The following is a 17,657-nucleotide window of genomic DNA, read 5'->3' as shown; positions in this document are numbered from 1 at the left end:
GACCGCTTACCAGCTTGCGCCGGGATAGGCGCGCTGCAGGAACTGCATCTCGGCGAGGATATAGCCCAGATGCTCGGTATGGACGCCCTGCTTGCCGCCCTTGTGGGCAAAGTCGCTTTCGGGGATCGACAGCGTCGCCTCGTCCAGCACCTCGCGCACCACCGCGTCCCATTTCGCCCTGAGGCTCGAGGGATCGGGCATCACGCCCTCGGCGGCCAGCGTCACGTCCTTGTCGTCCGAGAGAAACATCTCGCCGGTATAGGGCCACAGATCGTTCAGCGCGTCCTGCATCCGGCGGTGACTTTCCTCGCTGCCATCGCCAAGGCGGATAACCAGGTCGGAGGAGCGTTCCAGATGATAGGCCACTTCCTTCACCGCCTTGGCGGCGATCTCGGCCACGCGCGGATCGGCCGATTGCATGAGCGCGCTCAGCAGTTCCAGATGATAGGCATCGAACAGGAATTGCCGCATCAGGGTCTGGCCGAAATCGCCATTCGGACGCTCAACGATCAGCAGGTTGCGGAAATCCCAGGCATCGCGCAGATAGGCCAGATCATTGTCGCTGCGGCCCTTGCCCTCGACCTCGGCAGCCAGTCCCAGCCACATCTGCGTCTGGCCGATCAGGTCCAGCGCCACATTGGCAAGGCCGATATCCTCTTCCAGCACCGGCGAATGGCCGCACCATTCCGAGACGCGATGCGCAAGGATCAGCGTGCTGTCACCGATGCGTAGAAGCGCCTCGAACAGCGCCTCCTGGTCGGCATCGGGACGGGGCGCGGTCTGGCCCGGATGGGCGGCGGCCTGCGCGCGCGCCAGATCGGCGGCGTCGGCCGTGGTCATGTCGGGAAGCGAGGGCATCACATATGCCCCACTTCATCGGGGATGTCGAAGAAGGTCGGGTGGCGATAGACCTTGGAATTCGCCGGCTCGAACAGCGGGCCTTTTTCCGACGGGCTGGAGGCGGTGATATCGGCCGAGCGGACCACCCAGATCGACACGCCCTCGTTGCGGCGGGTATAGACATCGCGGGCGTTCAGCACCGCCATCTCGGCATCAGGGGCGTGCAGGCTGCCGACATGGCGATGGTTCAGCCCGTGCTGACCACGGATGAAAATCTCCCACAGGGGCCATTCCTTGGACATGGGTCTCTCCCTCAAAAAGCGTGATTATTCGGCGGCGGCAGGGGTGCGGCGGGCGGCGGCCTTGCGGGCATGGGCGACAAGACCGTCGCGGAACCATGCGCCGTCGTCCCAGGCCTTCACCCGCGCCCCCAGACGGTCCTTGTTGCAGGGACCATTGCCGGCCAGCACGTCATAGAATTCCGACCAGTCGGGTTCCGAGAAGTCGTGGCCGCCCTTTTCTTCGTTCCATTTCAGCGCGGGATCGGGAACGGTCAGGCCCAGGTACTCGGCCTGCGGCACGGTCTGGTCGACAAACTTCTGCCGCAGCTCGTCATTGGTGTTCATCTTGATCTTCCAGGACATCGACTGCGCCGAATGGACCGAGTCCTTGTCCGAGGGGCCGAACATCATCAGCGAGGGATACCAGAGCCGGTTCAGCGCATCCTGCGCCATCTTCTTCTGCGCCGGCGTGCCCGAGGCCATCTTCATCATGATGGCATAGCCCTGCCGCTGGTGGAAACTTTCCTCCTTGCAGATGCGGATCATCGCCCGGCTGTAGGGGCCATAGCTGGTGCGCTGCAGCGGCACCTGGTTCATGATCGCCGCGCCATCGACCAGCCAGCCGACCGCGCCCATATCGGCCCAGGTCAGGGTGGGATAGTTGAAGATCGAGGAATATTTCATCTTCCCGGCGTGCAGCAGTTCCATCAGCTCATCGCGGGTGACGCCAAGCGTCTCGCAGGCGGAATAGAGGTAGAGCCCGTGGCCGGCCTCGTCCTGCACCTTCGCCAGCAGGATCGCCTTGCGCTCCAGCGTGGGCGCGCGGGTGATCCAGTTGCCTTCGGGCAGCTGGCCGACGATCTCGGAATGGGCGTGCTGGCCGATCTGGCGGATCAGCGTCTTGCGATAGCCCTCGGGCATCCATTCCTTGGGCTCGATCTTCTCGCCCCGGTCGATGCGGTCCTGAAAGGCCTGTTCCTCGGCGCTCATCTCGTCGCGCGACTTCATGCCTTCCGATTTCACCATCTGAGCATACATGGTCCTGCCTCCCGGTCAGACGCGTTCAATGATCATCGCGATGCCCTGACCGACACCGACGCACATGGTGCAGAGGGCGTAACGCCCGCCGGTGCGATGCAGCTGATACATCGCGGTCGTGACCAGCCGTGCCCCCGACATCCCCAAGGGATGGCCAAGGGCGATGGCGCCGCCATTGGGGTTCACCCGGTCGGCGTCATCGGGCAGGCCAAGCTGCCGCAGCACGGCCAGAGCCTGCGCTGCGAAGGCTTCGTTCAATTCTATCACATCCATCTGGTCCAGTGTCATCCCGGCGCGGGCCAGAACCTTCTGGACCGCCGGGACCGGGCCGATGCCCATGATCCGCGGCTCGACCCCCGCCGCCGCCATGGCAACGATGCGGGCCTTGGGCGTCAGGCCATGCCGCGCCGCCGCCTCGCCCGACAGGATCGCCAGCGCCGCAGCACCATCATTCACGCCCGAGGCATTGCCGGCCGTGACCGTCAGGTCGGGGCCGTTCACGCCCTTCAGCCGGGCCAGCATCTCGGCGGTAGTGCCGGGGCGGGGATGTTCGTCCGCCGTCACGACCAGCGGATCGCCCTTGCGCTGCGGGATGGTCACCGGAACGATCTCGTCGGCAAAGACGCCAGCCGCCTGCGCCGCTTCCCACCGAGCTTGCGAGCGGGCGGCGAAGTCGTCCTGATCGGCGCGGTTGATGCCGAAATCGGCGGCGACATTGTCGGCGGTCTCGGGCATCGAGTCGGTACCGAAGGCCTTTTTCAGCGCCGGGTTGGGGAAACGCCAGCCGATGGTGGTGTCATAGACCGCATTGGCGCGGGAAAAGGCGCTGTCGGCCTTGGGCATGACGAAGGGCGCGCGGGTCATGCTTTCGACCCCGCCGGCGACCATGAAATCGCAATCGCCCGCCCGGATCGCGCGGGCCGCCATGCCCACCGCATCCATGCCCGAGCCGCAAAGCCGGTTGATCGTGGTGCCGGGTACATTGATCGGCATCCCGGCCAGCAGCACCGCCATGCGGGCGACGTTGCGGTTATCCTCGCCGGCCTGATTGGCGCAGCCAAGGATCAGGTCGTCGACCGCCGACCAGTCCACATCCGGGTTGCGCTCCATCAGCGCCCTGAGCGGCAGGGCGGCCAGATCATCGGCCCGGACCGAGGCCAGCGCACCGCCATAGCGACCGATGGGCGTGCGGATAGCGTCGCAGATGAAGGCGTCGGTCATGAAAATCTCCTCTGGCCCTGACGGCGAATCCCCTCATTCACCGACCGCTTGGTCAGCTTATACCGCGTCAATGCGTCACAGAAAAGAAAATTCTTGCGGAAATCTGTGATGTATTAAGGTCGGCACTCTCCCCTGCCCTCTTTTCAACGGCTTAGGAGGCCAGAACCCCGGCCAGTCGCGCCTCGGTCTGTGGCGTCCGCGCCGGCAAGAGGCCGTCCACCCCCTCGAAATGCGCGCCCACGTAGCGTTCCGCCTGCGGCGTCAGCGCGGCGTAAAGGCTCCGGAACAGATCGCGCGCCTCTTGCCCTTTCCAGCCGGGCGGCAGCGCGCCCTGCGGCAGGCGCGGGTCGCGCAGCATGACGCCCCGGTAGACATGAACCAGCAGCAACCGCGCCACCAGCGCGGTCAGATCGGCCAGCCCCCCCTGCGGCGCGATCCGGGCCAGATCGCCGAAACGCGCCAGCAGGTCGCGATAGCGCAGGTCCAGATCCGACAGGTCCCAGAACTGCGCCACCTCGCCCAGCACCGGCGGATCAGCGGCGGGAAAACAGATCGCACCCTCAGGCGCGGCCCGGCCCCGGTCGGGCCTGATCCAAACCGGCCCGCCCATATGCCCCAGCCGCAGGCCCCGCGCGGCCTCGGGCGTCATCGCGGGCGCATGCAGGATCTGCCAGCCCCGCGCCGGCTTGTCCTCGGCGTAGAGCAGCGCGGCGGCGGCGTCGAATTCCTGCCGGGCCGAGGCATCCAGCCGGTAATAGCTGCGCCGCCCCGCCCGTTCTCCCTTCAGCCGATGCGCGGCGACCAGTCGCGAGACGGCGGTGCGCACCAGCGATTCATTGATGCCCACTTCGCCGCAGATCGCGATCAGCGTGCCGGTCCACAGAACCCCGCCGCGCGGCACGACGATATCGCCATAGACGGTCACGATGAACCCGGCCGAGCGGATGTCGAGTCCGTCCAGTAGCCCGGCAATGATATCCCTGTCTGCGGAAGACAATCCCTCACACCTTTGCGGTCATTCAGGGGATATCTGTAAGGCTTTGCCCCGCACCCTGCCAAGGGTTTCGTCGCGGCCTATCCCGCCACCTCCTGCAACCGCGCCGCCGTTTCGGGCATCCGCGACAGGCTGGCCGCGATGCGCTCGCGCCATTTCGGCCCACGATCCAGCGCCTCTTCATAAGCTTCCGCCAGATCCTCGGGTCGGTCCTCGGCCAGCGCCTCGATCAGGAAGGCGGCCTGCATCCGGTCCTTCTCGGCCTTCAGCCGGTCATCCTTGCGGCGGCGGTCGGCGACGATCAGCTTGTGGATGGCAAAGCGTTCCGGGCGCGGGATCTGCACCAGGACGCCGTTGCGATAGGGCACCGCGGCGGCGATCGGCTCGGCAATGAGATAGTTCAGGTGATGCAGCGCCTGTGCCTCGACCCCCAGCGCCGGCAAGGGCCGCAGCCCCTCCTCGGCGCCGAAGGCCGGGGTCAGGAATTCGATCAGCGTGTTGCCCGTGGTCTGCTTCCAGCGCCATGTCTTGCCCGGCTGAAGGCTTGGCACCGGGGCAAAGGCAAAATCGCCCAGCACCTCCTGCACCGGCGGGCTGGCGGCATCCTCCAGCGCCAGCGACAGGCGCTCGAAACTGGCGATGTCGATATCGTCGGTCTGCGCGGTCTGACTGAGGTCGAAGCGCAAGTTCAGCTCGCCCTCGTAAAGCCGGAAGGCATGGGTGCCGATGACCGTGCCGCCAAGGCGGAACACCCCCGACCCGGCCAGCGCCGCCATCAGGCTGCCGGTGGTCGGATCGAGGCCCAGGAACCCCTCGGCCCTAAGAAGCCGCACCAGCCTTGCACGGTTGCGCCGGCGGGCCTGGGCATCGTCACGCGCGGCGCGATGCGCCTCGAGCCGGGCGCTGAGGTCCGGGCTGTCCTCGCCGATATAATGCTTGCGGACATCGGTGCCGACGCGGAAGCTGTCATACCAATAGGCCCGGCCATTGCGCTCGACCCTTGTGGGGGTGCCGCGCAACGCGCTGACGGCCTCGTCCTTCAGCCCGCGCATGAGGTCGTGATAGGCAGCATGGGCAATCGGGCTGTGGCGCTGGATCATGGAGAGGCCGTGTTCAACAATCGTCTGAACTGTTGAATACAGTCATGTTCAACAGTTGGCAAGACTGTTGAACATGACAGCCTGCCCCGACCCCTACAGCTCGCGGTTATACTGCTGGAACCCCGCCGCACGGGTGGCGGTGAAGACCGCGCCGATCAGCTTCGGGCGCAGCGCGCCGCTGGCCGAGACGGTGGCCTCAGCCGGGCGCAAGGCATCCTCGCCCCAGCGCAGCGCCAAAATCGCGCCGTCGATCAGCCCGGCCGCGGTCTCGGCCTCGGCACGGTCGGACAGCGGCGGCAGGATCACCAGCACCTGGTCCAGATCGCCGCGCAGGGCGGCGATCAGCCCGGCCAGCCGCTGCTGCTGCGCCCGGTCCAGCACGTCGGAACCCTCGGCCAGCCCGAGGATCAGCGGCGCACCGTCGCGCCAGCCCTCGCCAAGCCGTGCCAGATCCGGCTCGAGCTCGGCCGAAGGATCGCCAAGGGTGATCCGCCCCGGCAGGTCTGCCGACAGGCTGCCCGCGCGCGGGTCCAGATCGACCAGCGCCACCCGGCTGCCCCGGTCGCAGAGGCCCTGCGCCAGCCAGCCGGCCAGCACCGACCGCCCCTCGCCGCGCCGGATCGAGGTGACGCCGGTGACCAGCGCCGCCCCGCCGGTCTTGCGGCGTTGCAATTCGGCGATCAGGTTGCGCAGCGTATCGGCGGCTTCGCCGCTGTCACGCGCGGGGGGAACCAGCATCCCCTTGAACCCGCGCAGGCGGCGGCGCACCAGCGGCACGCCCGGCACGAAGCCGAGGTAACGCAGCCCCAGCCCCTCGCCCAGATCGCTGACCCGGCGCAGGCGGTTGTCCATCACCTCGCGCAGGAAGGCGAGGCCCGAGCCCAGCACCAGCCCGCCGAAGATGGTCAGGATCAACAGCCGCTTGGCATTGGGCGAGGAGACCTGATCGGGCGGCACGGCGCGGGCGATGACGCGGGCCGGAGCGCGCTGGAAGGTCTCGCGCTGCGAGGCCGAGATCATTTCCTGCGCCATGGTCACATATTGGCTGCGCTTGGCATCGGCATCGCGTTCGAGTTCCCGCAGGCGGATCGATTTCTCGGCATCGGCATTGGCGCGGGCGCGCAGATCCTCGACCTGCGCCTCGGTGGCGGCGATCTCGCGCCGCGTGGCCTCTTGCTGGGTGTCCAGCCGCTCGGCGATCTGGGCGGCCTCCTCCAGCATCAGGTCGCGCAGCTGGGTCTGGTCCTGCCGGTTGCGGGCGACGGAGTCGCTGTTCGGGCCAAAGCGGCTGGCCAGATCACGTTCTTCCGCCACCAGTCCGGCATAGCGGGTCTGGAAATCCTTCAGCGCGGGGCTCGCCACATCGCCGCCAAGCGTGCCGTCCATCAGCGCGGCCACGGAATCGGTGCCGGCGATGCCCTTGATCTTGTCGGACTTGGTGGCGATCTCGATCAGCTGCGAGCGCAGGCGGATCAGCCGGTCGGTGGCATCCGACAGCTCCGCCTCGGAGGGCAGCACGTCGTCGCGCATGGTGAAAAGATCGTTCTCGCGCCGGTACTCGGTCACCTTCACATCGGCCTTCTGCACCTCGTCGCCAAGCACCGCCACGCGCTGGTCCAGCCAGCCGGCGATGCGCCGGGTATCGGACAACGCCGCGTCCGAGGAGACCTGGAAATAGGCGTCGATCAGCGTGTTCACCGCCTCCATCGCGAAGACAGGGTCCTCAGAGGTGTGCGAGATGTCGATGACATAGGTGCCGCCGTCGCGGGTGATGTCGAAATCCTGCATCATCTCGCGGCGGATTCCCTCGCGCCGGGTGGCCTCGATATTCTCGGCGGTCACGGCGTTCGGTGCTTCCTCCTCACCGCCGCCCAGGAGATCGCCGAGCGCGGCGAAGGTCCGTCCGATCAGGCCGGGCGCCTCGTCCTCGACCGCCACCTCGAACAGGCCCAGATCGTCGGCGGCCTGCGTCGTCACCTCGCGCGATGACAGCACCTTCAGCTCGCTGTCGACGACCAGCGCGTCCGAGAGAAGCAGCGTCGGCGATTCCGGCCCCGAGAGCGAGTTCGAGATGCGCGGGTCCACGACCAGCTCGGCCCGGGCAGTGAATTTCGGCGTGGCCAGCAGCACATAGACCAGCGCCAGAAGGGTCAGCGCCAGCGTCACCCCGGCGATCAGCCGCCAGCGCCGGCCAAGCCCGCCGCGCAGCGCGCGCAGCGTCGAGGCCAGATCGACCTCGGGCACCGCCTCGGGGTCGCGGTTGACGCCGTCGCGGCGCCAGAAGGGTCCATCGCTCTGGATCATGCGGCATCCTCGCGCGCGCGCGCCGGCAGGCCGGGCGCGATTTCCTTGGCCAGTTGGTAAAGTTCCAGATCGGGGGCGCAGAGGGCGCGCAGCCGGTCCATCTGATTTTCGGTCAGTTGAACGGGGCGATCCTCGGCCATGTTGTAATGCGGGATGCGCGGGCGCGGGCCGAAGATGCGGGCGAAATCGCTGGCAAAGCCCGGCAGGTCATCCAGAAAGCCGATCAGAGTAAAGCGCTGCATGTTCCGCCGCGCCAGTTCCAGCGCCTCGGCCTCCTGTTCCGGCGTCACCGTTGCCATGCCGCTGAAATAGCGCAGCTTGTGCAGCGCCTTCCGCCGCCCCTCGTCGCTGTCGAGGAAGGCGTCGAAATCGCCGGTGAAGGTGCCGCTGCGCTTGTCCATGCGATAGTTGGAAATCGTCCGCGCCACCGGGTCGCGCAGGATGGTGACATAGCGGTAACGGGTGCCGAACTGCTGCCAGGCGATCTCGGACCAGAGGAAATGGCCGTGGATCAGCGTCGCCTGATGGGCCATGTGCATCAAGACCAGCGCCTCGCGGAAGCGGGTCGTCGCCTCGGCGTTTGGTCCCTCGTCATGGAAGGACAGATCGTCCTGCCCGGTCGCCTGCATCGCCAGCGCCCGGCGGATCGAGGGCGAGTCGAGGATGCCGATCTTGCGATGCAGCGGCACGGTTGCATAGAGCGCCTCGGAGACCGAGGTGCCGCCGCATTTCGGCACATGCAGGAAGACGCAAGGCGCGCTGAGGCTCTGGCCGGCGACGGTGCGCAGGGAGCGCCCGGCATAGAGGCGCGAGCGTTGCTTGAAGCGGGCGAAGGGGGGAAGTTCTCTCATGGTCACTCTTTACGGTTGGGATGCAGGTCGGCCCGGCGCAACTGTCCGAGGCTGACGCCCATCATGATCATCCAGCCCAGCATCAACTCGTGCTGGCGGTAGAGGTAAGGTTCGACCAGCGCCAGGTTCAGCGGCCAGAGCACGGTCACGAGACAGCCGGCGGCAAAGACCGAACCGGACCAGCGCCACAGCCGCAGGGCCCGGCGCAGGGTGGTGGTGACCAGCGCCAGGATGGCGATGATCCCGATGAAGCCTGTGCCGATGCCGACATCGGCGATGAAATCGTGGAAGGTGGGGGCGGTGGCCCCGGCCTGCAGGACGAGGAAATGCAGGTGCTCGAATCGCGGCGCGGCCCAGAAGCCGCCGAAGCCATAGCCAATCAGCGGCACCTTGGCGATCTCGCCAGCGGCAATGGCCCAAAGCTCGGTCCGCCCGGTCAGTGTGGCGTCCTTGCCGGTCGAGGCGAACAAAGCCGCCGCCGGGTCGAAATCCGCCAGCGCCATCAGCGCCGGGGCCAGCGCCACGGTCAGGATGATCACGCCGATCGCGCCGTAACGCAGCCAGCCCGGAAGCCGGTTGCGCGCCAGCAGCAGCATAAGGCCCAGGTAAAGCGGCAGCAGCAGAACCGCCGTCATCGATTTGGACAGCATCACCGCGACCATGCAGATAGCCAGCGCCGGCAGCGCCACCCGCCGCGCGAGGGCCGGCACCTGCGTCCGGGGCGCCAAGAGGAAGGTCATCGCGATCAGCGCGCAGAGGCCCGAGTAATGGCCCAGCATGTTCTTGTTGGTATAGATCCCCAGCAGACCGCCGACATCGCTGTGAAGCGGCCGGGTGATCGCCCCGCCGCTGGCATAGTTCAACATCGAAGCCAAGGCTCCGGCGAAGGTGGTGGCAAAGACCAGCAGCATCAGCCGGCGCGGGTCGAAGCGCCAGCCGAGGAAGCAGGCGATCAGCACCGACATGGTGATCTGGACTCCACCGACCAGCGTGGTCCTGGGCGCGACCGACCAGACCACGGAGATCAGGCAGATGGCGGGATAGAGCAGATAAACCCAGTTCCGTGCCAGAAGCCGGAAGAAGGCCGGCCAGACCGACAGGATGCGCAGCACCGTCAGCCCATAGATCAGTGCCCAAAGCGCCGTGCTGACCCCCCAGCGATTGGGAATGTCGCCTGCGGTGAGCAGAACCAGCAGCGCCAGCCCGACATCCAGCAGGACCCACAGCGATCGCTGCCCCGGACGGGACAGGCCGGCGCCCGGCAACCGGGTCCGTTGCGGGATGTTTTCTGTCGTCACACCGACCAATGCGCCTGCTCCATCCCGGTCATGGCACGGAACCGCGCCGCGTCCTCGGCCAGATCTGTGCGCATCCGCGCCAGCAGCGCCTCTGGGAAGGCCGGGGGACGCCGCTCGGGGCCTCGCGCCAGAAGCCCTCGGATCGCCGCGCGGCTGCGATGGCCGAAAAGCCCGGTCAGCACCGGGCGCAATGGCCCATGCGCCAGTTTCAGCACCCCGCGCGGCACCCGCGACAGCTCGCCGCCGCCATTCTGCCGCTCGAGCTCGTCTATCTGCAGCGGCGCGGCGCCGATATGGGCCAGAACCCGGTCAATCTGCCCCTGCGGATCGGCGATCAGCGCGTCGAAATCGACGATCAGGATCTGCCCGGCGTCGAAATGCGCGCGCCACAGGTCCAGCTGCCGCGCATAGCAGCTGGCGTCGATGAGGCTCAGATATTCGTGACTGTCGGGCAGATCGCCGGGGGGAGTCTCCAGCAGGCCCATGGTCCAGCTGTGGCCATATTGCGAGACCGCCCGGCGCAACGGGTCGCGCACCAGGTAGATCAGCCGCGCCTCGGGCGCATGGCGGGCGACGCGCTCGGGCACGCCGGGGAAATCCCGGCCCTTGGCATAGTTCGGGCTGGCCTCGCCCCAAAGCGCGCAGGCCGGATCGAATTGCTGCCGGTACCAGTCGGCCCCGCGCGGCCAGTTCTTCTGGGCGATGAAGTAATCGGTCTCCTTGTCCCGCGCCATCGAGATGGCGGGGTGGCGGGACAGCAGGCCATGCAGCGTGGTGGTGCCGGCGCGCATGGCACCCAGCACGATGAAATCGACCGGCGCCCGGCGGGCGCGGGGCGCGATAGCCATGTTCGCCGGCCCAGGCTGCTCGGCCGCCCTGATCGTCGTCTCGGGTGTCATCTGGATCTCAGTGCTTGTCCATGCGGCTCAGTTGACCTGCTGGGCCAGGAAATAGGCCTCCCAGTAGGCCTTGATGCCCGGGCGCTCGCGCCCCGCCAGCACGCTGAGCCCCCAGCGCCGCGATCGAAGCTCGTGATAGTCAGGCTGCATGTAATACTTGCGGCCCTGCGACAGGTGCAGACCGATGGCGGCCAGCTTGGTCTCGAACTCGTCGGTGATGTCGACGAACCAGTTGGGACGGAAGGTCGCGTCATTGTCCGGCCCCTCGGCCAGGAGCAGGGTCGGCGTCCAGTCGGCCCGGCGCACGGCGATCTGCACGGCGGCCTCGACCGCAACATGATCCTGATGTGCCGTCCGGCTTTCGCCGACGTGATGGGTCACGATCACCTCGGGACGCTCGCGGTCCAGCACCCGTTCGAGCCACGAGATCAGCTCGCTGTTGCGCGCGACGAAGCCATCGGGGAAATCACCGAAGATCAGTTCCGCACCGATCAGCCCCGCCGCCGCCTCGGCCTCGAGCCGACGGTCCCATTCGCTTGGATCGGCCCCGTTCTCGCCGCGCGTGACGATCAGCACCACCACCCGCCAGCCCTGCTTTCGCAGCTTGGCGAGGAAGCCGAAGCTGGAGATCTCGGCATCATCCGGGTGGGCAAAGATGGTCAGCGCCGTGCGGGGCGATTGGTGCGTGGTCTGGAACAGCATGGCAGTGCGGAAAACCTTCCTCAAATCGGTAGAGCGAACACCAGTGCCGGCCCCGTCATCGCTAGCGTGCCCTGACGTTTCCGACGCTGTGTAGTCTGTGTCATGCTACAACACGACAATACATGATTCTGTCCCATGAAAATTCAAAACTGAACAGTTTATATCACAAAATCAACGCTTTATACGTGCGTCCAGATCGGTTCAAAACAACCTTTGGTTGACTCGCGTCGGCGGAAATCCTCCTATGCAGCGAATGCTTGACCTGTGATGGAACCGGATTTGAAACAGCTTTGAGCCCTGCAAACGCAGGCCAAGAGGCGAAAAGGGTTCACGATTTTTCAAGCTGCCTTTGCGGCAGTTTCGTGATCAGGTCCGAGGCCGCTTTCGGGTAGGCGGAGACGCCGGTGAACGCCCTCAACCCCGCGATGAATTGCAGCAGGAATTGGCCGAGGCAGGACCAATGATGTTTTGGCCCAATTGATCTTGTTCGCCGTGATTGCAAGTTTGAGGCAGGCGGCCCGACCGCCCGATCTAACGAGCTGCCCCAGACCCGATCCGGCGCGCATCTGCGTGCCAGCGCCCGGGCCAGGTGCAGTTCCTGTGCCTGTGGTGAGTAGATTTCATGATGTTTGATGCCCTGGACGAGACGCGCAGCCCATCGCGCCCCCCCGCGCTGCGCCATGCAAGCGAGACGAATGCCCGCCCGGGCGAGCCGATCCGCAGCCGCTCGACCGACCGGACCGCATCGCTGGTCCATGACCGGGTGAACGGTTTCTACGGTCGCTACGGCAAGCGCGGGCTCGACATCATCGGCGCCTTGGTCCTTATCCTCGTCTTCCTGCCGCTGATCCTCGTCATCGTTCTGATGCAGGTCATCCAGCCGGGCGGCGTGCTGTTCCAACACCTTAGGGTCGGGCGCGGCGGTGAGGAATTCGGCTGCCTCAAGTTCCGCACCATGGTCCCCGATGCCGATCTGCGGCTGACCGAACTGCTCGAGCGCGATGCCGAGGCGCGGCGTGAATGGCACGAGACCCGCAAGCTGCTCAGCGATCCGCGCATCACCGGCATCGGCAACGTGCTGCGCAAAAGCAGCCTTGATGAACTGCCGCAGCTGGTGAACGTGCTCAGGGGCGAGATGAGCCTTGTCGGGCCCCGTCCGATCACCGAGGCCGAACTGGCGATGTATGGCGAGGCTCGGGCCGCCTATCTGGCGCTGCGCCCGGGACTGACCGGCAAGTGGCAGGTCAGCGGCCGCAATGACATCAGCTATGACGAGCGCATCCAGATCGACCGTGTCTATGCCGAAAGCTTCGGCTTCTGGGGCGACATGGGCATCCTGGTCCAGACGGTCGGCGTGGTGCTGGGCGCAACGGGTCGATAATCCCGCGCCGCCCTCACCGGCGGCGCGACCGCCACAGCGCGGCCCCCCCGGCGAACAGGTTCGCCACCACCACGAGCACCAGCAGAGACATCAGAATGCTTGCATCGCACAGGGTCCAGACCACGATCGCGGCGACCAACCCAAGCAGAAATCCGGATATCAACAAACCCAATGGCATCAACCGATAGCATCATGGAACCGGGGCCAATGCCAGCGGAAATTCGCTTGTCCGAGGTTTCCTCTGCGCCAAAGACCGCGCAACGGCCGGGTCAAGGCCGCCTGTCGGGCGACCATGCCGGCGGGCTGATCGACTCGCTCTTGCTGATCCTCGCCCGCGTCGGGGCCAACCTGCTGGCGCTGGTCTGGACGCTGCTCCTGACCCGGCTGGTCCAGCCCGAGCTGTCGGGCGTCGCCTTCCACGCCATCGCGCTGGCGCAGATCGCCTCGATCCTCCTGACGCTGAACGTCGAATCCGGGGCCATGCGGCTTCTTGTTCCGGCCCTGCACGAGGGTCGGCTGGACGAGGCCGCAGGCTTCATCCGCTTCAACCGCCGCATGGTCTGGCTGACCGCGCCGATCCTCGGGCTGGCCGCTTTGGTCTGGGCGCAGCTGCAGGGCAACGGGCTGCTGGTCGGCTGGATTGCCGTCGCCGCTGTCATGGTGGCGCTGGCGCGGCTGACCGCGCGGCACGCCACCGCGCTTGGTGCCATGCGGCGCGGGCTGTTGCCGCGGCTTCTGACCGGGCCCATCGTCCTGACCCTCGGGCTGGGTCTCGCATGGCTCACGGACACAAGCCTGCAGCCCTGGCATGTCGCCGCCCTCTTCGCGCTGTCCGAGGGGCTGACCGTCCTCATCCAGCACCACCTGCTGCGCCAAGCCTTCGCACCGCTGGCGGGCCAGCCGACCCCGATGGCGGGCTGGCGCGGCTGGATCTCGCTCGGCCTCTGGCTCTCGCCCGGGCTGATGATGAGCGAGTATCGCAAGGCGCTGCTGATCGCCACCGCCGCATGGGTGTTGACCCCGGCCGAGCTGAGCCTCGTTGCCGTGGCCTTCTCGATCATCAACATCATCAATTTCGGCGTGGTGGCAGTGGACGTGGCCTTCAGCCCGCGCATTGCCCGCGCCATGGCGGCGGACCAGCCCGCCAACCGCGACCGGCTGCTGGCGACATCGGCGGCGATCAAGCTGGCCGGGCTGACGGTTGGCGTTATCGGCACCGCGCTTCTCGGGCCGTGGGTGCTGGGCTGGTTCGGGGCCGAATACCGCGCCGCCGGACCGGCGCTGATGATCCTGCTGGCGCTGCCCGCCACGGCGATCCTCTTCGGCCCGGCCTCGGTCATCCTCTCTGCGCGTGGCCTCGGGCGTGCCGATTTCACCGGCAACATTCTGGGCGCGCTGGCGATCGTGGCGGCCATCCTCGCCGGCGGCGCGGGCTTCGGCCTGACCGGCGCGGCGCTTGGCGCGGTGCTGGGCCAAGGCGTCGCGCTGGCGATCATGGCCGCGCAATCCCGCCGCCTCCTGGGCATCGATCCCACATTGATGAGCCTGCGCCACTTGCGCCGCAGCGCGAGCGAGACCGCATCATGACCCATTACCGCCCCGATCTCGCCCGCGAGACCGCGCTGACCGGGCGCGAGGTGCTGATCGTCGTCCCCGCACTGAACGAGGCACGCGCGATCGAGCCCTGCCTGCGCTCGCTGATGGCGGGCGATCCGCGTCTGGCCCATGCGCATCTGGTCGTCGCCGATGGTGGCAGTCGCGACGGCACGCAGGCCATCGTTGCAAGCCTGCAGGCCGAGTTCCCGAACCTGTGCCTGATCGCCAACCCCGAGCGCCTGCAATCGGCGGGCATCAACCGCGCCGTGGCCGAGACGGCGCTGCCGCACCACCGCATCCTTGTCCGCGCCGATGCCCATGCGATCTATCCGCCGGGCTATGCCATGGCCGCCGCCGACCGGCTGGCGGATCTGGGCATGGCCTCGGTGGTGGTGCCAATGGATTCCCGCGGCCAGACCGCCTTCGCCCGCGCCGCCGCCTGGATCGTCGATACGCCGCTGGGGTCAGGCGGCTCGGCCCATCGCGGCGGGCATCGCTCGGGCGAGGTCGATCACGGCCATCATGCGGCGATGGATCTGGGATGGTTCCGCAGCATCGGTGGCTATGATCCCGGCTTCAGCCATAACGAGGATGCCGAACTGGACCACCGGCTGCGCGCGGCGGGCGGGCGGATCTGGATGGCGGGCGACCTGCGGCTGGATTACCAGATGCGGCCCGGGTTCCGGGCGCTGGCGCGGCAATACTGGAACTATGGCCGGGGCCGGGCGCGCACGGTGCTGAAGCACCGGCTGAAGCCCCGCCTGCGGCAACTGGCCCCGGCGGTGAACCTTGTCCTGCTGCTCGTCGGCGCGGCGCTGTTCCTCGCGGGTCTGATAACCGGCCTCGGCTGGCTGACTGCACTTGGCGCGATCTGGCCCGCGCTTTACGCCGGCGTCCTGCTGACCGCCTCGCTCTGGATGACCAGGCGCCATCGCGACCCGGCGGGCCTCTGGGCCGGGCCGGCACTCGCTGCCATGCACCTGCCCTGGGGGGCGGGGTTTCTGACCGGTATTCTGAAGGGAGCCACCCGATGACCACCAAGATCGACATCCTGATGTGCACCTTCCGCCGCCCCGCCGTGGCCGAGGCCATTGCCACGCTGGCGCCCCTGCGCCTGCCGCCCGACAGCGACGTGCGGCTGGTCATCGCCGATAATGACGATACCGACAGCGCAAGGCAGGTGGTGGCCGAGGCCGCCGGTGCCCTGCCCTATCCCTGCCAGTACATCCACGCCCCTGCCCGCAATATCTCGATCGCGCGCAATGCCTGCCTTGATGCCGCCAGCGACCGGGGCGCGGACTGGATCGCCGGTCTCGATGATGACGAGGCCGTGCATCCCGACTGGCTGGTCGAGATCATGGCCGTGGCCCGGCAGGCCGATGGCGCCTTCGGCAAGGTGCTGGCGCAATACCCCGAGGATGCCCCCGACTGGCTGAGCCGCCTCGATTTCCACTCCACCCATCCCGAGCGGACGCCACAGCCGATCCGCACCGGCAACAGCGGCAACGTGGCGCTGCGCTGGCAGGGCACGCCCTGGCAGGATGAGCGCTATGACCTGTCGCGCGGCCAGTCGGGCGGCGAGGATACCGAGTTCTTCCTGCGCCTGACCGGCATGGGCGCGCGGATGCTGCCCGCCCCTCGCGCGATCCTGACCGAGCCGGTGCCGCCGGCGCGGCAGACGCTGGACTGGCTGGGGCTGCGGCGCCACCGCATGGGCCAGACCCATATCGTCACGGCCGAGACCCCGACCGAGCGCACGCGACTATTCGTCACCGCCTCGGCCAAGGCCACCTATTGCCGGTTGCGCGAAAAGCTGGCGGGCGACGAGACCGGACGCATCTTCTGGTACCTGCGCGGGCAATTGCATCGCGGCGTGATCGCGGGCCTGCGCGACGTGACGCCGCCGCAGCTTTACGGCAAGGACCCGGTATGAGCCCTGCGCCTTCGGACCTTGCCGGGCTGCCGGTCGCCGTCTTCGGCATCGATCTGGCCGAGCCGGCCCAGATCCGCCGCATCCGTTCGCTGATCGCGCTTGGCTGCGACGTGACCTCGTTCTGCCAGCGGCGCGAGGGCAGCCCGGAGTTCACGCCGGACTGGCTGAACATCGATCTGGGGCTGGTCCGGCATGGCGACATCCGCGGACGGGCGCGGGCGGCGGCGCGTTCGGTGCGGCTGGCGCTGGCGGGATGGCGGCAGCTTGCGGATGCGCAGGTGATCATCGCCCGCAATCTCGACATGGCGCTGATCGCGCTGGCGGCGCGGCGGCTGGCGTCGATCCGCGCGGGCAAACGCCCGGCCCCGCTGGTCTATGAATGCCTCGACATCCACGACCTGATGACCCGCCCGGGCCGCGCCGGGCAGATCATGCGCCGGGCCGAGCGTCATGTGCTGGCGCAGGCGGCGCTGCTGGTGGTCAGTTCCCCCGGTTTCATTCGCGAGTATTTCAAGCCCATACAGGGCTATGACGGTCCGGTCGCCGTGGTCGAGAACAAGCTGTGGCTGGGCCTCGACCCGGTCAGCCGTCCGGCCCGACCCCTGCCTGAACCCCGTGCCGAGGGCGCCCCCCTGACCATCGGCCTCGTCGGCTCGATCCGCTGTCAGGCCTCGATCGATCTCTTGATGCAGACCGCCGACCTGATGGGCGACCGCTTGCGGGTCCGCATCTCGGGCGCGCTGCACGACCACGCGCTGAGCGGCTTTCATCAGGCGGTCGCCGCCCGTCCGAACGTCGAGTGGACCGGCCCCTATGCCTATCCGCAGGGACTGGCAGGGGCCTATGCCGGCTGCGATCTGGTCTGGTCCCAGGACATGTGGCAGCGGGGCACGAATTCCGACTGGTTGCTGCCGAACCGCATCTATGAGGCCAGCTGGTGCGGCTGCCCCTCGGTGGCGCTTGCAGAGACCGAGACCGGGCGGCGCATCCGCGCGGACGGGCTTGGCCATGTTATCGAGACCCCCACCCCCGAGGCGCTGGCCGCCCTCCTGTCACGCCTGACGCCCGAAGACCTGGCCGAGGAGCGCGCCGCGCTTCTGGCCCGCCCCGAGGCACATTTCGTACAGGCCGCCGAGGACGTGCTGCCCTTCCTCGCCCCGGCCCGTCCGGTCCCGCCGACAACCCCCCTTGCCCATCCCCGGCTTTCCCACTAGCTTCC

General features: G+C 67.6%; 16 protein-coding genes. 5 read left to right on the top strand and 11 right to left on the bottom strand.

Going from position 1 to position 17,657, the window contains the following annotated elements:
* Positions 1–6: 6 nt before the first annotated feature.
* The 11 genes from paaC to CX676_RS20100 all read right to left on the bottom strand — a co-directional run bounded on the left by paaC (position 7) and on the right by CX676_RS20100 (position 11,528).
* Positions 7–858, bottom strand: a complete 852-nt coding sequence (gene paaC, locus CX676_RS20150) for a 1,2-phenylacetyl-CoA epoxidase subunit PaaC (protein WP_101754589.1) — start codon at positions 856–858, stop codon at positions 7–9.
* Positions 858–1,142, bottom strand: a complete 285-nt coding sequence (gene paaB, locus CX676_RS20145) for a 1,2-phenylacetyl-CoA epoxidase subunit PaaB (RefSeq protein ID WP_101754588.1) — start codon at positions 1,140–1,142, stop codon at positions 858–860. The genes paaC and paaB overlap by 1 nt, the downstream gene beginning before the upstream one ends.
* Positions 1,143–1,166: 24 nt before the next feature.
* Complete coding sequence (gene paaA, locus CX676_RS20140; RefSeq protein ID WP_101754587.1) at positions 1,167–2,159, bottom strand: 1,2-phenylacetyl-CoA epoxidase subunit PaaA; 993 nt, start codon at positions 2,157–2,159, stop codon at positions 1,167–1,169.
* A gap of 15 nt (positions 2,160–2,174) precedes the next feature.
* Positions 2,175–3,380 (bottom strand): 3-oxoadipyl-CoA thiolase, encoded by a 1,206-nt coding sequence (pcaF, locus tag CX676_RS20135; protein ID WP_101754586.1) that lies wholly within the window; start codon positions 3,378–3,380, stop codon positions 2,175–2,177.
* Between the two features lie 151 nt (positions 3,381–3,531).
* Positions 3,532–4,377 (bottom strand): PaaX family transcriptional regulator C-terminal domain-containing protein, encoded by an 846-nt coding sequence (locus tag CX676_RS20130; protein ID WP_101754585.1) that lies wholly within the window; start codon positions 4,375–4,377, stop codon positions 3,532–3,534.
* Positions 4,378–4,454: 77 nt separating this feature from the next.
* On the bottom strand, positions 4,455–5,474 hold the full coding sequence (locus CX676_RS20125) for a nucleotidyltransferase family protein (protein WP_101754584.1): 1,020 nt from the start codon (positions 5,472–5,474) through the stop codon (positions 4,455–4,457).
* A 93-nt stretch (positions 5,475–5,567) separates the two neighbouring features.
* A complete protein-coding gene (locus CX676_RS20120) occupies positions 5,568–7,778 on the bottom strand; it encodes a GumC family protein (protein ID WP_101754583.1) in 2,211 nt (736 codons plus the stop codon).
* Positions 7,775–8,629, bottom strand: coding sequence for a sulfotransferase family 2 domain-containing protein (locus CX676_RS20115; protein ID WP_101754582.1), 855 nt, complete (start codon positions 8,627–8,629; stop codon positions 7,775–7,777). The genes CX676_RS20120 and CX676_RS20115 overlap by 4 nt, the downstream gene beginning before the upstream one ends.
* A gap of 2 nt (positions 8,630–8,631) precedes the next feature.
* Positions 8,632–9,894 carry an O-antigen ligase family protein gene (locus CX676_RS20110; RefSeq protein ID WP_101754581.1) on the bottom strand — a complete coding sequence of 421 codons (1,263 nt, stop codon included), beginning with the start codon at positions 9,892–9,894 and terminating at the stop codon, positions 8,632–8,634.
* A 29-nt stretch (positions 9,895–9,923) separates the two neighbouring features.
* Complete coding sequence (locus CX676_RS20105) at positions 9,924–10,826, bottom strand: sulfotransferase family protein (protein ID WP_101754580.1); 903 nt, start codon at positions 10,824–10,826, stop codon at positions 9,924–9,926.
* 27 nt (positions 10,827–10,853) lie between these two features.
* Positions 10,854–11,528 (bottom strand): PIG-L deacetylase family protein, encoded by a 675-nt coding sequence (locus CX676_RS20100; protein WP_101754579.1) that lies wholly within the window; start codon positions 11,526–11,528, stop codon positions 10,854–10,856.
* Positions 11,529–12,150: 622 nt separating this feature from the next.
* Here CX676_RS20100 and CX676_RS20095 point away from each other — a divergent pair.
* From CX676_RS20095 to CX676_RS20075, 5 genes are all read left to right on the top strand, one after another.
* Positions 12,151–12,909, top strand: a complete 759-nt coding sequence (locus tag CX676_RS20095; protein WP_232816694.1) for a sugar transferase — start codon at positions 12,151–12,153, stop codon at positions 12,907–12,909.
* A gap of 225 nt (positions 12,910–13,134) precedes the next feature.
* On the top strand, positions 13,135–14,496 hold the full coding sequence (locus CX676_RS20090; protein ID WP_101754578.1) for a lipopolysaccharide biosynthesis protein: 1,362 nt from the start codon (positions 13,135–13,137) through the stop codon (positions 14,494–14,496).
* A complete protein-coding gene (locus CX676_RS20085; RefSeq protein ID WP_101754577.1) occupies positions 14,493–15,539 on the top strand; it encodes a glycosyltransferase family 2 protein in 1,047 nt (348 codons plus the stop codon). The genes CX676_RS20090 and CX676_RS20085 overlap by 4 nt, the downstream gene beginning before the upstream one ends.
* Positions 15,536–16,438, top strand: coding sequence for a glycosyltransferase family 2 protein (locus CX676_RS20080; protein ID WP_101754576.1), 903 nt, complete (start codon positions 15,536–15,538; stop codon positions 16,436–16,438). The genes CX676_RS20085 and CX676_RS20080 overlap by 4 nt, the downstream gene beginning before the upstream one ends.
* A complete protein-coding gene (locus CX676_RS20075; protein WP_198590376.1) occupies positions 16,435–17,652 on the top strand; it encodes a glycosyltransferase family protein in 1,218 nt (405 codons plus the stop codon). Before CX676_RS20080 ends, CX676_RS20075 begins: the two co-directional genes overlap by 4 nt.
* Positions 17,653–17,657: the final 5 nt, after the last annotated feature.

The sequence above is a fragment of the Paracoccus zhejiangensis genome (assembly GCF_002847445.1).
Classification (GTDB): domain Bacteria; phylum Pseudomonadota; class Alphaproteobacteria; order Rhodobacterales; family Rhodobacteraceae; genus Paracoccus; species Paracoccus zhejiangensis.
This window is presented reverse-complemented; position numbering and strand designations above follow the sequence as displayed.

Coding starts and splice junctions, on each gene's coding strand:
- paaC (WP_101754589.1), bottom strand. CDS start 858: ATGCCCTCGCTTCCCGACATGACCACGGCCGACGCCGCCGATCTGGCG.
- paaB (WP_101754588.1), bottom strand. CDS start 1,142: ATGTCCAAGGAATGGCCCCTGTGGGAGATTTTCATCCGTGGTCAGCAC.
- paaA (WP_101754587.1), bottom strand. CDS start 2,159: ATGTATGCTCAGATGGTGAAATCGGAAGGCATGAAGTCGCGCGACGAG.
- pcaF (WP_101754586.1), bottom strand. CDS start 3,380: ATGACCGACGCCTTCATCTGCGACGCTATCCGCACGCCCATCGGTCGC.
- CX676_RS20125 (WP_101754584.1), bottom strand. CDS start 5,474: ATGATCCAGCGCCACAGCCCGATTGCCCATGCTGCCTATCACGACCTC.
- CX676_RS20120 (WP_101754583.1), bottom strand. CDS start 7,778: ATGATCCAGAGCGATGGACCCTTCTGGCGCCGCGACGGCGTCAACCGC.
- CX676_RS20115 (WP_101754582.1), bottom strand. CDS start 8,629: ATGAGAGAACTTCCCCCCTTCGCCCGCTTCAAGCAACGCTCGCGCCTC.
- CX676_RS20105 (WP_101754580.1), bottom strand. CDS start 10,826: ATGACACCCGAGACGACGATCAGGGCGGCCGAGCAGCCTGGGCCGGCG.
- CX676_RS20100 (WP_101754579.1), bottom strand. CDS start 11,528: ATGCTGTTCCAGACCACGCACCAATCGCCCCGCACGGCGCTGACCATC.
- CX676_RS20095 (WP_232816694.1), top strand. CDS start 12,151: ATGATGTTTGATGCCCTGGACGAGACGCGCAGCCCATCGCGCCCCCCC.
- CX676_RS20085 (WP_101754577.1), top strand. CDS start 14,493: ATGACCCATTACCGCCCCGATCTCGCCCGCGAGACCGCGCTGACCGGG.
- CX676_RS20080 (WP_101754576.1), top strand. CDS start 15,536: ATGACCACCAAGATCGACATCCTGATGTGCACCTTCCGCCGCCCCGCC.
- CX676_RS20075 (WP_198590376.1), top strand. CDS start 16,435: ATGAGCCCTGCGCCTTCGGACCTTGCCGGGCTGCCGGTCGCCGTCTTC.